Origin of the sequence: Bacillus sp. FSL K6-2431, assembly GCF_038005165.1 — a bacterium.
Lineage (GTDB): Bacteria > Bacillota > Bacilli > Bacillales > Bacillaceae > Bacillus > Bacillus pumilus.
Genome location: NZ_JBBOSQ010000001.1, coordinates 675,856 through 689,278, shown reverse-complemented (window position 1 = coordinate 689,278; position 13,423 = coordinate 675,856). Strand labels below are relative to the sequence as shown.

Annotated in this window: 16 protein-coding genes; 9 read left to right on the top strand and 7 right to left on the bottom strand. The window is 40.5% G+C overall.

The genetic code is table 11. The features are described 5' to 3' along the window. Window positions 1–6: 6 nt before the first annotated feature. A complete protein-coding gene (gene def, locus MHH40_RS03460; RefSeq protein WP_003210923.1) occupies window positions 7–564 on the bottom strand; it encodes a peptide deformylase in 558 nt (185 codons plus the stop codon). A gap of 112 nt (window positions 565–676) precedes the next feature. After that, the gene (locus MHH40_RS03455; RefSeq protein WP_041816227.1) at window positions 677–865 is read right to left on the bottom strand and encodes a YjcZ family sporulation protein; all 189 of its coding nucleotides are present in this window, start codon (window positions 863–865) and stop codon (window positions 677–679) included. Between the two features lie 234 nt (window positions 866–1,099). Here MHH40_RS03455 and MHH40_RS03450 point away from each other — a divergent pair, with 234 nt between their 5' ends. From MHH40_RS03450 to lpdA, 5 genes are all read left to right on the top strand, one after another. Beyond that, on the top strand, window positions 1,100–1,768 hold the full coding sequence (locus MHH40_RS03450; protein WP_268458729.1) for a YkyA family protein: 669 nt from the start codon (window positions 1,100–1,102) through the stop codon (window positions 1,766–1,768). Between the two features lie 410 nt (window positions 1,769–2,178). Beyond that, complete coding sequence (pdhA, locus tag MHH40_RS03445) at window positions 2,179–3,294, top strand: pyruvate dehydrogenase (acetyl-transferring) E1 component subunit alpha (RefSeq protein ID WP_003211678.1); 1,116 nt, start codon at window positions 2,179–2,181, stop codon at window positions 3,292–3,294. A gap of 3 nt (window positions 3,295–3,297) precedes the next feature. Continuing rightward, window positions 3,298–4,275 carry a pyruvate dehydrogenase complex E1 component subunit beta gene (gene pdhB, locus MHH40_RS03440; RefSeq protein ID WP_003211433.1) on the top strand — a complete coding sequence of 326 codons (978 nt, stop codon included), beginning with the start codon at window positions 3,298–3,300 and terminating at the stop codon, window positions 4,273–4,275. 107 nt (window positions 4,276–4,382) lie between these two features. Beyond that, the gene (locus MHH40_RS03435) at window positions 4,383–5,723 is read left to right on the top strand and encodes a dihydrolipoamide acetyltransferase family protein (protein ID WP_003211261.1); all 1,341 of its coding nucleotides are present in this window, start codon (window positions 4,383–4,385) and stop codon (window positions 5,721–5,723) included. Between the two features lie 4 nt (window positions 5,724–5,727). Then, window positions 5,728–7,140 carry a dihydrolipoyl dehydrogenase gene (lpdA, locus tag MHH40_RS03430; protein WP_003211097.1) on the top strand — a complete coding sequence of 471 codons (1,413 nt, stop codon included), beginning with the start codon at window positions 5,728–5,730 and terminating at the stop codon, window positions 7,138–7,140. A 118-nt stretch (window positions 7,141–7,258) separates the two neighbouring features. Here lpdA and MHH40_RS03425 read toward each other — a convergent pair whose 3' ends face one another. Beyond that, window positions 7,259–7,639, bottom strand: coding sequence for a hypothetical protein (locus MHH40_RS03425; RefSeq protein ID WP_223250645.1), 381 nt, complete (start codon window positions 7,637–7,639; stop codon window positions 7,259–7,261). Between the two features lie 316 nt (window positions 7,640–7,955). Here MHH40_RS03425 and MHH40_RS03420 point away from each other — a divergent pair, with 316 nt between their 5' ends. Next, window positions 7,956–8,075 (top strand): GapA-binding peptide SR1P, encoded by a 120-nt coding sequence (locus MHH40_RS03420; protein WP_003212464.1) that lies wholly within the window; start codon window positions 7,956–7,958, stop codon window positions 8,073–8,075. Between the two features lie 43 nt (window positions 8,076–8,118). On the opposite strand, the gene MHH40_RS03415 is transcribed toward MHH40_RS03420, so the two are convergent. After that, window positions 8,119–9,591, bottom strand: a complete 1,473-nt coding sequence (locus MHH40_RS03415; RefSeq protein WP_106032469.1) for an aminotransferase class I/II-fold pyridoxal phosphate-dependent enzyme — start codon at window positions 9,589–9,591, stop codon at window positions 8,119–8,121. 190 nt (window positions 9,592–9,781) lie between these two features. Between MHH40_RS03415 and MHH40_RS03410 the strand changes: the two genes are divergently transcribed. Continuing rightward, complete coding sequence (locus tag MHH40_RS03410) at window positions 9,782–10,051, top strand: UPF0223 family protein (protein ID WP_050945118.1); 270 nt, start codon at window positions 9,782–9,784, stop codon at window positions 10,049–10,051. Between the two features lie 30 nt (window positions 10,052–10,081). Here MHH40_RS03410 and MHH40_RS03405 read toward each other — a convergent pair whose 3' ends face one another. Beyond that, window positions 10,082–10,717 carry a DUF1054 domain-containing protein gene (locus MHH40_RS03405; protein WP_050945117.1) on the bottom strand — a complete coding sequence of 212 codons (636 nt, stop codon included), beginning with the start codon at window positions 10,715–10,717 and terminating at the stop codon, window positions 10,082–10,084. Window positions 10,718–11,005: 288 nt separating this feature from the next. On the opposite strand from MHH40_RS03405, the gene MHH40_RS03400 reads away from it, so the two are divergent. Then, the gene (locus tag MHH40_RS03400) at window positions 11,006–11,194 is read left to right on the top strand and encodes a hypothetical protein (RefSeq protein ID WP_003211901.1); all 189 of its coding nucleotides are present in this window, start codon (window positions 11,006–11,008) and stop codon (window positions 11,192–11,194) included. Window positions 11,195–11,327: 133 nt separating this feature from the next. Then, window positions 11,328–12,134 carry an inositol monophosphatase family protein gene (locus tag MHH40_RS03395; protein ID WP_050945116.1) on the top strand — a complete coding sequence of 269 codons (807 nt, stop codon included), beginning with the start codon at window positions 11,328–11,330 and terminating at the stop codon, window positions 12,132–12,134. A 157-nt stretch (window positions 12,135–12,291) separates the two neighbouring features. Here MHH40_RS03395 and MHH40_RS03390 read toward each other — a convergent pair whose 3' ends face one another. Together MHH40_RS03390 and MHH40_RS03385 are read right to left on the bottom strand one after the other, a co-directional pair. Continuing rightward, on the bottom strand, window positions 12,292–12,927 hold the full coding sequence (locus MHH40_RS03390; RefSeq protein ID WP_044142020.1) for a hypothetical protein: 636 nt from the start codon (window positions 12,925–12,927) through the stop codon (window positions 12,292–12,294). A gap of 275 nt (window positions 12,928–13,202) precedes the next feature. After that, complete coding sequence (locus MHH40_RS03385; protein WP_003211596.1) at window positions 13,203–13,382, bottom strand: DUF5325 family protein; 180 nt, start codon at window positions 13,380–13,382, stop codon at window positions 13,203–13,205. Window positions 13,383–13,423 lie beyond the last annotated feature (41 nt).

Genomic DNA, 13,423 nt, shown 5'->3' with positions numbered 1-13,423 from the left:
TTTATTTTATGATCTGCCGATCGCAACAGAGTTGTCAGGCTCAGCGAATGGCTGATCCTTTTGAATATGATCATAAAACATAATGCCGTTTAAATGGTCGATTTCATGCTGAAACACAATGGCCGGAAACCCTTTTAGGCGAATATCAATGTCTTCTCCTTCAAGCGTTGTACCCTTCACCCTGATCTTTTGATATCGAGGGACAAATCCAGGAATGGCTTCATCAACAGATAAGCAGCCTTCACCAGTCGTTAAATAAGCTCTTTTGACGGAATGACTGACAATGCGCGGGTTGAAAAGGGCATAGCTGTATTCCACTCCATCTTCATCCTCACAGTGAACAGCGATCATTCGTTTACTGACATTAATTTGCGGAGCCGCGAGTCCAACGCCTGGTCTGAGTCCATACTTTTCAGCCATGTCAGCATCCTGACTATTTTTAACGAATTCAATCATGTCAGCTAATTGCTGTTTTTCCTCTTCTGTAGGCGGGAGCTCGACCGCTTCAGCTGTTTGTCTTAAGACGGGATGTCCGTCCCGTACGATATCTTCCATGGTAATCACAAATCTTCACTCCTATTTCCTTTGTATGTAAAGTATATAAAATGATACACAACATATGCAATGAAATAAAGAAGACCGGTCCTATGAGACCGGTCAGAGGCTTAAACAGCCATTAGCAGCAGCCGCCACCGCCGCCTAAGAATGCTGCGCCAACGATGATTAATAGGATGAAAAGGACAACGATTAAAGCGAATGTCCGTCCACCGCCGTATCCGTAGCCACCGCCATAACTTGGGTAACAACAGCCACCGCCATATCCACCACCGTATCCATACCCGTAACCGCCGTATCCACCATACATACTTCCATGACTATAATTAGACATACTTTTGACCTCCTTTGGAAATACACTCGGCCTCTCATAAGTGAAGGCGAAGCGTGTAATATAAACTATGTATGAATGCACTATTTGTATAGTCATGCGCCTATCACTTGAAAAAAATCTTCTTCGGCTCCTCAAAATGACCTCTTTCCTTGTCACAAACGCCTATAAAAATTATAGTGGTATGTGGAGATGTAAAGGGGGAACCTTGTGATGAGACAGATAAGAAGAAGCATGAAAGCAGGTGCTGCTTTAGCGGGGATATGTACCCTTTTGCTGGCGGGGTGCGGAGGTCAAAGTCCATTTCATGATATGCAAGATGCGATGACGAAAATGAGCGAAAAAGAGGCATCCTTTGAAAAAGAGCAAGGCGCACTGCAAAGCTATGAGAAAAAAGAGCAGCAGCTCTATAAAAAAATGATTCAAACCACAAAGGATCACACTAAAACAGTGAAAAGCCTTTCTGATCAGGCGTTAGCATCTGCTGCGAAACGAGAAGAACATTTGAAAACAGAAAAAGACAGCATGGATGAATCGAAAAAAGAATTGAAAACGGTCAAGGAATCTGCGGGACGTATACAAGATACGAATTTAAAAGAAGAAGCAGATGAAACGGTCAAATCGCTTGAGAAAAGATATGCGTCGTATGACCAGCTTTACAAGGAATATCAAAAGGCGTTGAAACAAGATCAGCATTTATATCAATCTTTAAAGAAAAAGGACTTAGGATATAAAGAGCTAAAATCCAAGCTGAAGACGGTGAACCGTTCTTATAGCAAAGTCAGAAAAGAAGGTAAAAAGTTCAATCAATATACAAAGCAATTGAATGAGCATAAACAGGCTTTGTCTAAAGTGGCAGATCAAGAGTCCAAAAAGAGCTGAAAAAACAGCTCTTTTTTTATTTTTCGACAAAAACAAACATTTTCTATTGTAGTACAGTAGTACACACTATACTAGTACAGTTCGATGTGTTTGTTAAACAGATTGATACAGCTCACCATAAAAAGTAAAGCGAATACATTTATTTAAATAAAGCCGTTAAATCAATTGACGGACTATTTTTCTTGTTGTAAACTAGTCCTTGTTAACAGAAGTTGTATTAGTTATTTGTGAACTATCGTTAATACAGTTAGAAGAACTCAAAAACGAGCGATCATCTTATGTTTCGACAACGATCCTAGTGGCTATTAAATACAGGAGTCATATGTGTATTTTGGGTTATCCTATATCTGTATGTATAAATGGATTCACGACAAATTGACTGTTAAAAGAAAGGAAGAGGTGACTTTAGAATGGCTGCAAAAACAAAAAAAGCAATTGTTGATAGCAAAAAGCAATTTGATGCCATCAAAAAGCAGTTTGAAACGTTTCAAATTTTAAACGAAAAAGGCGAAGTCGTAAACGAAGCGGCAATGCCAGATCTCTCAGATGACCAATTAAAAGAATTAATGCGCCGTATGGTGTTTACACGAGTATTAGATCAACGTTCAATTTCATTGAACCGTCAAGGACGTCTTGGCTTCTATGCGCCAACAGCTGGACAAGAGGCTTCTCAGCTTGCAACTCACTTTGCACTTGAGAAAGAAGATTTCATTCTTCCAGGATATCGTGATGTACCACAATTAATCTGGCATGGCCTACCATTAACAAAAGCGTTCTTGTTCTCTCGTGGACACTTTGTTGGTAACCAAATGCCTGAAGATTTGAATGCACTTTCACCACAAATCATTATCGGTGCACAAATCATTCAAGCTGCTGGTGTAGCTCTTGGTTTGAAAAAGCGCGGTAAAAATGCTGTTGCAATCACTTACACTGGTGATGGCGGAGCTTCACAAGGTGATTTCTACGAAGGTATTAACTTTGCAGGGGCTTACAAAGCGCCAGCGATTTTTGTTGTCCAAAACAACAGATATGCGATCTCTACTCCTGTTGAGAAGCAATCTGCTGCGCAAACAATTGCACAAAAAGCGGCTGCAGCTGGTATCGTAGGCGTACAAGTTGACGGTATGGATGCATTAGCTGTATATGCAGCAACTGCTGAAGCTCGTGAGCGTGCTGTAAATGGCGAAGGTCCAACATTAATCGAAACTCTTACATTCCGTTACGGCCCACATACAATGGCTGGTGACGATCCAACAAGATATCGTACAAAAGAAGATGAAAACGAGTGGGAGCAAAAAGATCCATTGGTACGCTACCGCAAATTCTTGGAAAACAAAGGCCTATGGTCTGAAGAAGAAGAGAATAAAGTCATCGAAGATGCAAAAGAACAAATCAAACAAGCGATCAAAGAAGCTGACGAACAGCCTAAGCAAAAAGTCACTGACTTGATTGAAAATATGTACGATGTGAAACCATTCAACTTAGTTGAACAGCTTGAAATTTACAAACAGAAGGAGTCGAAGTAAGCCATGGCGCAAATGACAATGATTCAAGCGATCACTGATGCGTTACGCACAGAACTGAAAAATGACGAAAACGTTCTCGTTTTCGGAGAAGACGTTGGTAAAAACGGCGGCGTATTCCGTGCGACTGAAGGATTGCAAAAAGAGTTTGGTGAGGATCGTGTATTCGATACACCACTTGCTGAATCTGGTATTGGCGGTCTTGCAATTGGCCTTGGACTACAAGAATTCCGCCCAGTAATGGAAATTCAATTCTTCGGATTCGTTTACGAAGTATTAGATTCTGTTTCTGGACAAATGGCTCGTATGCGTTACCGTTCTGGCGGACGCTGGCATTCTCCAGTGACAATCCGTTCTCCATTCGGCGGGGGAGTTCACACACCTGAGCTTCACGCTGATAGCTTAGAAGGTCTTATCGCACAACAGCCTGGTATCAAGGTGGTCATTCCTTCAACACCTTACGATGCAAAAGGACTATTAATTTCTGCAATCCGCGACAATGATCCGGTTGTATTCCTTGAGCATATGAAACTTTATCGCTCTTTCCGTCAGGAAGTTCCTGAAGAAGAGTACACAATTGAAATCGGTAAAGCTGACGTGAAACGTGAAGGTTCTGACCTTTCAATCATCACTTACGGTGCAATGGTTCACGAATCACTTAAAGCTGCTGAAGAGCTTGAAAAAGAAGGCGTTTCTGCTGAAGTGATCGACCTTCGTACAGTAAGCCCGCTTGATATTGAAACAATCATCGCTTCTGTTGAAAAAACAGGTCGTGCGATCGTTGTTCAAGAAGCACAAAAACAAGCTGGTATTGCTGCAAACGTAGTAGCTGAAATCAATGACAGAGCAATCCTTAGCCTAGAAGCACCAGTACTTCGTGTAGCTGCACCTGATACTGTATTTGCTTTCTCTCAAGCTGAGACCGTATGGCTTCCAAACCATAAAGACGTGCTTGAAACAGCTAAGAAAGTTCTTGAATTTTAATTAAATGACTGAGGGGAAAAGAATTTATTTCTCTTCCCCTTTATCAATTACAAGACCGTGTAAACATACACAACAAGGATTCAACAAAATCTAGGAGGCGAAAAACAGTGGCATTTGAATTTAAACTTCCGGACATCGGAGAAGGTATCCACGAAGGTGAGATCGTTAAGTGGTTTGTAAAACCAAACGACGAAATTAATGAAGATGACGTTTTAGCAGAGGTACAAAACGATAAAGCAGTTGTAGAAATTCCTTCACCTGTTAAAGGAAAAGTATTAGAATTAAAAGTTGAAGAGGGAACAGTTGCAACTGTAGGACAAACAATCATTACGTTTGATGCACCTGGTTACGAAAATCTTCAATTTAAAGGCAGCGAAGAAGAAGGCGAAGCAAAAACTGAAGCTCAAGTACAAGGTACTGCTGAAGCTGGTAACGAGCCAGAGAAGAAAGAAGTGGCACAAGAAGAAGCGGCAGCAGCAACTGGTGCAGGCGCACAAGAGCAAGTAGATGCTGATCCAAACAAACGCGTTATCGCTATGCCATCTGTACGTAAATATGCTCGCGAAAAAGGCATTGAAATTTACAAAGTTGCAGGTTCTGGTAAAAACGGACGTGTGTTAAAAGAAGATATCGACAGCTTCGTTAATGGTGGTTCTGCAGCTCAAGAAGCAGCGCCTCAAGCAGCTGAAAGTGCGAAAGAAGAAGCAGCTCCTAAAGCGGCAGCAGCTCCAGTTCTTGAAGGGGAATTCCCAGAAACTCGCGAGAAAATGAGCGGAATCCGCAAAGCAATCGCGAAAGCAATGGTAAACTCTAAGCATACAGCTCCTCACGTAACATTAATGGATGAAGTTGATGTAACGAACCTTGTTGCACATCGTAAACAATTCAAACAAGTTGCAGCTGATCAAGGAATCAAGTTAACTTACTTGCCTTACGTTGTAAAAGCTCTTACTTCTGCTTTGAAAAAGTACCCAGTACTTAACACTTCTATCGATGATAAAACAGATGAAGTTGTTCAAAAGCATTACTACAACATCGGAATTGCAGCTGATACTGAAAAAGGCCTGCTCGTTCCAGTTGTGAAAAATGCAGATCGCAAAGCTATTTTTGAAGTGTCTAACGAAATCAACGAGCTTGCAACAAAAGCACGTGATGGTAAATTGGCTCCAGCTGAAATGAAAGGTGCATCTTGCACAATCACAAACATCGGTTCTGCTGGTGGACAATGGTTTACTCCAGTCATCAACCACCCAGAAGTAGCGATCCTTGGTATTGGCCGTATCGCTGAAAAAGCGGTTGTTCGTGATGGCGAAATCGTTGCAGCTCCAGTCTTAGCTCTTTCCCTAAGCTTTGACCACCGTATGATCGACGGAGCTACTGCGCAAAATGCCCTTAACCACATCAAGCGTTTATTGAATGATCCACAATTAATTTTAATGGAGGCGTAATGTCATGGTAGTAGGAGATTTCCCAATCGAAACAGATACTCTTGTCATCGGTGCAGGTCCTGGCGGATATGTAGCTGCTATTCGTGCTGCACAGCTTGGACAAAAAGTAACAATCGTTGAAAAAGGAACACTTGGCGGTGTATGTCTAAACGTTGGTTGTATTCCTTCAAAAGCATTAATCAATGCTGGCCATCGTTTCGAAAATGCTAAGCATTCTGAAGACATGGGTATCAAAGCTGAAAACGTAACAGTTGATTTCACAAAAGTTCAAGAGTGGAAAGCTTCTGTTGTAAACAAATTAACAGGTGGAGTTCAAGGTCTTCTTAAAGGAAATAAAGTAGACATCGTTAAAGGTGAAGCTTATTTCGTAGACAGCAACTCTGTACGTGTAATGGATGAAAATTCAGCACAGACGTACACTTTCAAAAATGCAATTCTTGCCACTGGATCTCGTCCAATTGAATTGCCTACTTTTAAATACACAGACCGCGTGATCAACTCAACTGGTGCTTTAGCGCTTAAAGAAGTACCTAAGAAGTTAGTTGTTATCGGTGGTGGATATATCGGTACTGAGCTTGGTACTGCTTATGCAAACTTTGGAACAGAAGTTGTCATCCTTGAAGGTGGAGACGAAATCCTTCCAGGTTTCGAAAAGCAAATGAGCTCATTGGTTAAACGTAACCTGAAGAAAAAAGGAAACGTTGAAATCCATACAAACGCTCTTGCAAAAGGCGTTGAAGAAAAATCTGATGGTGTCACTGTTACTTTCGAAGTAAAAGGTGAAGAAAAAACAGTTGATGCTGATTACGTACTTGTTACTGTTGGTCGTCGTCCAAACACAGATGAGCTTGGTCTTGAGCAAGTTGGTGTTGAATTGACTGACCGCGGAGTTGTCAAAACAGACAAACAATGCCGTACAAGCGTATCTAACATCTATGCAATTGGTGACATCGTTGATGGACCACCACTTGCACACAAAGCTTCTTACGAAGGTAAAATTGCAGCTGAAGCAATCGCTGGAGAGCCAGCTGAAATTGATTACCTTGGTATTCCTGCTGTTGTATTCTCAGAGCCAGAACTTGCAACTGTTGGATACACTGAAGCAGAAGCAAAAGAAGAAGGAATCGACATCGTTGCAGCGAAATTCCCATTCGCAGCAAACGGACGTGCACTTTCTCTTGACGCAACTGATGGCTTCATGAAAATGATCACTCGTAAAGAGGATGGTCTTGTGATTGGTGCACAAATCGCAGGTGTTGGCGCTTCTGATATGATTTCAGAGCTTAGCCTTGCAATCGAAGCTGGAGTGACTGCTGAAGATATCGCAATGACAATTCACGCTCACCCAACTTTAGGTGAAATTACAATGGAAACGGCTGAAGTAGCAATTGGAAGCCCAATCCATATCGTAAAATAATGAACTTATTAAAACCCTCTCCATCAAGGAGAGGGTTTTTTTGAGCGCTGCATGAGAAAAACCCCTCATTTCATGAGGGGGCTATTTCATATGGATATATAAGTGCAAGGTGAAGCCATTAATTTGTATTCACGCGGTCTAAAGCGTGGCATAAAGGCGATAAAATATCCTCTTTGCTGCTGACATTTCCTTCAACCTTCACTATGACTTTTTCATTATTTACAAGTAAAATAGCCGGCAATTCGTCTACTTCATTTTTCCAGCCTTTACGATCTTCTTTCACAATCATCTTTGACATTTCCTTCGGGTATTCATTCTTTAAATCGAGGACTGCATCATAATAAGGACTTTCTTTATCAAGATTTTCTGCATCTGTAAAAAAGAGAATTCTTGGTTTTTGAATATGACTGACTTGGTCTGTCTGATTCGGTATGATATACGCAAATGAGCATGAACTAAGTACAAAGAGCATGGGGAATATAATGAGAAGTGTCCTCATAAAATTCAATCTATTCACCTCAAAATCCTTTGGGGTTGTCCCAACATTTTTAGGAGCTGGTTACCTGTTAGTCACTCTAGTGTATCATGTCCTTTTTGACAATTTTCGATTGTTACTCAATTGTTACAGAATTGATATGAAGCAAAATACAATTGAAACGTTCCCTCAATATGATGAGAAAATAGCACATATTCATAAAAAATAATTAAATGTGTCATACAATTAACCGTTGACAACTTAAATGTGACATCATATTATAGAAGTATGAAATAGATTAAACGCTTTCAAATATTGAATGAAGAAAAGGGGAATGTACGTGGGTACAATTATTTGTCAAGATTGCAATGAGACCATTGATCAATTTGAAAATGAAAAAGTGACAACACTATACGGAACGTGTGGTCACTGTCATTGCTGTGATGAAGCCTCTGAATAAATAAAAAAGCATGCAGCTCCATTTGGGGCTGCATGTTTCTTTTTTATAAAATTGGTTTCTGTTCTTTAATCACGCGGATCATCTCTAGCGTTGAATCTTCTGGTCCTTGGACAGGGAGACCAATTTCAATGTTTTTAAAGATATAGGAGATATTTTCTTCTGTGATAATCTCTCCTGGTATAAAAATAGGTATGCCTGGCGGGTACACCATAACAAACTCTGCGATGATGCGGCCTGTTGCTTCTTTAAACGGAACCACTTCTGTTGTGGCGTAAAAGGCATCACGCGGCGTCATGGCAAGCGATGGAATCTCAGGAAGCAGGACTTCAGTTACCGCTTGTGTGCCGCTCTCACTTGTAGAGGTTGCGGCAATGTCTTTCATAGCCATTATAAGCGTATCGATTGTTTCATCAGAATCTCCAGGGGTCACAATACATAAAATGTTGTAAAGGTCAGAAAGCTCCACTTCAATCCGGTAGCTTTCTCTCAACCATTTTTCGACATCATGGCCATTTAGGCCAAGGTCTTTAATTGAAATAATTAATTTCGTTGGATCATAATCATACGTAGAAGCTGAACTGAGTATTTCCTTGCCAATACACGTAATGCCATCAATTTGATTCAAACGGTTTCTCGCTGATTCAGCTAAACGGATGGCTTCATCTGCTAGTGCCTTTCCTTCAGTGGCTAATCGCTTTCGAGCGACATCAAGTGACGCCAAGAGCAAATAAGAAGTAGACGTTGTTGTCAGCATGCTTAAAATCGATTGCACGCGATCTTTTGAGATAAGCCCTTCCTTCATATTTAAAATAGAGCTTTGGGTCAGGGAACCGCCGAGTTTGTGGACACTTGTTGCTGCCATGTCGGCACCTGCCTGCATGGCAGATAGCGGGAGCTTATCGTGAAAATGAATATGCACGCCGTGTGCTTCATCGACAAGGACAGGCACATGAAATGAATGGGCAATGTCTACAATCGATTTTAAGTCTGCTGAAACGCCAAAATACGTCGGATTAATCACAAGCAGACCTTTTGCATCTGGGTGCTCCGTGAGTGCCTTTTTCGCTGATTCTGGTGTAATGCCGTGAGAGATGCCAAGCTCTTTGTCTATTTCTGGGTGAATAAAAACAGGAACTGCGCCAGAAAATACAATCGCGGACATAATCGATTTATGGACGTTACGCGGAACGATGATTTTATCTCCAGGTCCGCATACGGTCATCACCATTGTCATGATGGCGCCGCTTGTTCCTTGGATACAGAAAAACGTATGGTCAGCACCGAAGGCTTCAGCAGCTAGATCTTGTGCTTCTTTTATCATTCCTCGAGGTGAGTGTAAATCATCAAGAGGTTCTATATTAATGAGATCAATGCTTAATGCATTGTCGCCAATGAATGCTCTAAATTCAGGGTCCATTCCGGCTCCTTTTTTATGGCCAGGAATGTGAAATTGAACTGGATTGGTTGCTGCGTGTTTTTTTAGTCCAGTGTATAAGGGTGTATCATGTTGTGACAATTGCTTTCCCACCTTCATCGAAATACCTGCTATTATTGTGCCAATAACGACAGATTTCATTGCATAAAACAAAAGAATTATATTATGAACTGATCGGAATGTAAAGCATAAAATCAATCGGTTTCTGATCGAACAGATGCTATAATAAAAGTTCAAATAAGAAATGAGTGTAAAAGTGAGGGACAAGTAAATGGAATATCAATATCCAATGGACGTCGACTGGACGACAGAGGAAAAGATTGCGGTTATTTCGTTTTTTCAAGCTGTTGAAAAAGCCTATGAAAAAGGAATAGCGAAGCAGGAGTTATTAGATACTTATAAACGCTTTAAAGAGATTGTGCCATCAAAAGCAGAAGAAAAGACGCATTGTGCAGCGTTTGAAAAGGAAAGCGGGTATTCTCCTTATCGTACAGTGAAAACGGCAAGAGAAGCAGAAGAGTCCGCCATTATACGTATGTAAGAAAAAACGAGCCTAGGTGGGCTCGTTTTTTTATACAGATTGTTTTTGTGTAAAGCGGTATAGATAAGTTAACGTGCGGAAGGCATCTTCGATTTTTGATAAAAATTCTTCATTATTCATTTGAACGACTTCTTCTCTAGGCAGCTGAATGCCGCAAAGGAGCTCGGCTTTTTTCACCGTTTGCACACGTTCAAACAGCGTTTTCAGCTGTTCTGCATCGAGCTCGCTGTGACGCATGACATCTGGTTTCATATGATCTTTAGACCAAACAAAATCTTGCGGTATTTTCTTCTGAATGGTGTCTAGTTCTTTTTCAAATAGCTGACCATATTCGCCTTTCACAGGAGATTCATAAATAAGAGCAAACCATACAAAGACATGTGTTTTCCAAAGCCCAATTTGAAAATGAGGGAGTTTTTTATACCCACGCTTGCTGTTTGCAAAAGCAACCCACGTATCATTTGGCGGATTGACTGATCTTCTAGCATGCTTTGCGACGTGTACAAACATTTCGTCACCTGTAATAGAAGAAAGAAGTGGTGCAAAGTGTTCTCCAAGTGCTTCAAGCTTTGGACGGACTCTTTCTTTTAATACGGTCATTCGTTCATCTAAACCGTCAACTGTAAATGTCTCAAAATCTTCATCTCTAAAACGCATTTCACTCATAGTATGCCTCCTGTATTCTTTCGCTGATCATATTTTATCATAGCTTGGGTTAAGCTCAAAAAAAGATGCACCGTCATGTCAAAGATTGTAGAGGAAGTAGGGCAGCGTTTAAAAACAACGATTTTGTGGTACATAACAAATAGGTAAAAACACAATTTTCAGAATGTCGTTGCGGTTATGCGATCGCTTCATACGATATAAGCAAGAACCAATTCTCTTATCGATTGAATTTTTTATCAATGAAAACTGACAAGGAATGAATCATTCTCTGGAAGGGGCGTTGACCAAATGAAGCAAATCGTGAAGCAGGGGTATAGACAGGAGAAGAAGAATCGCATCGCTGTGTGGAGATTAGAGGTGGACTATGAGCTTTCTACGCTTCATGAAGCCATCGAGCAAAAAGATGACATCCAAATCGAACGCAGCAAACGAAAGCTTGAGCGCCTAAGAAAAGAATGGGAGCAGCTTAAAGGGTAAAACAAGGTGAGGTAAAAACGAACCAATTCATCGGTTCGTTTTTGTATGAAGCTGCTTTTTTCTTGCTTTTACGCACATAATATCAGTATGCTATTACAAATAGGTATTACATAGAAAAGAGGTTTACAGTCTGATGACAAACTGGGTGGAAATTGACCGTCTTGCAAAGCTTTGGGTAAAAGAAGCAGGAAGCCGTATTAAAGCATCCATGCAGGAAGGTCTATCAATTGAAACAAAATCAAATCCAAATGATCTTGTCACAAATATCGATAAAGAAACAGAACGTTTTTTCATTGAAAAGATACAATCGACATTTTCAGATCATCATATTTTAGGTGAAGAGGGACAAGGGGAAGAGGTGACCTCACTTGATGGGATCGTGTGGATCATTGATCCAATCGATGGCACAATGAACTTTGTCCATCAAAAACGCAACTTTGCCATTTCAATCGGGATATTTGAAAATGGCATAGGGAAAATCGGTCTCATATATGACGTCATTCATGACGAGCTTTACCATGCGGTCAAAGGAGAAGGGGCTTATATGAACGATATCCTTCTCCCGCCATTAAAAGATGTAGCGATTGAAAAAGCCATTGTTGGCATTAACCCGACCTGGGCGATCGAAAGCCCTTATTTTGATGCTAAACCGTTCGCCCGTCTTGTGCGTGATGTGAGAGGGACGAGAACGATTGGATCAGCTGCACTTGAGCTCGCTTATATCGCAAGCGGCAGAAGTGACGCATACGTCACGTTAAGGCTTGCGCCGTGGGATTATGCAGCAGGCTGTGTGCTTTTGGATGAAGTAGGGGCAGTCTACTCAAATATACACGGAGAACACCTAACGTTTCTAGACAAAAACAGTATCGTCGCCGGAAATCGATCCGTTTGTGAAAAAATCTTGCACGATTACATAAAAGGCAGTGGAAATAAAAAATAAACCAAATCACTTCATTCTCATGAAGTGATTTGGTTTATTTGATGAAACTTTTTAATGAAGCACAACTGGCTATCGATATGAAAAAGCCAGATGATCATTCTTTATTGGCTGAAATAAAAAACCCCCATCTGGGCGATCCAGGTGGGGGTTTTCGAGCTTAGCTTAATTTTTCTTTAGCAATTTGAATGGCATCATAGACCGATTTTAATTGCTCTTGAGGAATTTTCTTCAGCATTTGGTTAAAAACAAGTAATTCAGTAGAGCTGAATCCAATACCTTTTGCGATTTTTGAATCAATGACAACATTACCTTTTTTGTCTAGAACAAGTGCATCACCAGCAAGGTCAGCAATTCTGATCACTGATTTCAACAGTTTTTCAAATTTAGCTGCTTCTTCTTTTGTAAGACCAAGTTCAACAGCTTTCGCTGCATCAAAAACCAATTTTCCTTTTTCGTTTTTAGTGATGCTTTCACTGAAAACGATTGTCAGAACAGCTGCGCGATCTAAGAATTTCTCAGCAGTCGCCGCTTCTTCTTCAGTTAGTCCGAGCTCAACAGCTTTTTTCACATCAAATGTGTAGTTGTTGTCTTCCTCAACAAATGAGTTGATGAGAATGTTGATGACACGCTCGTTTTTCTCCAATAATTCTTTAATGACTTGCTGCTGCTCGAAAGGAATCCCTTTGAAAGTTGCAGCGCTTGCTTGCCCAGGAGCTACTGTTGTGAAAGTAAGAATAATAGCTAAAGCGAAAAATACAACAGAGCTGAGCGATTTGCTCAAAATCTTCTTCATGCTTCTTTTCTCTCCCTTTTCTGTTAAATTTTGTTGCAAGAACAGCATACCATGAGAAAGTTTGTGGAAGAATAGGAAAATTGTAACTTTGTGTTTGATTTTGGAGAACTATAAAAATTCTTGTCGAAAAATGAAGAGGTTCAGATTGCTTATATTTGCCAAGTCTACATGCTATTTTCAGTCTGATTACTCGGGTTTTCATAGGTGGTTGGTCTTGTTTTTACTCGAAATAAAAAGCCTTCTACATGTAGAATGTAAAAGGCTTTTGAGAAATTTTATGATTGCACGTTTAATTTTCTTTTTAATGTAAATCCTGTACCCATGAAAATCATGGCAAACACAATACTTAGACAAATACCCAGCACGTTTTTTTCTGCAAGAGTTACCCCAATAAACGCCATACTGACAACCGCAAGTAATGCACATAATAATAGAAGCCATTTGATTTGTTTCATTTGTCTCCATCCCTTTTTTTTAGAGTTAATATAAGTTTACA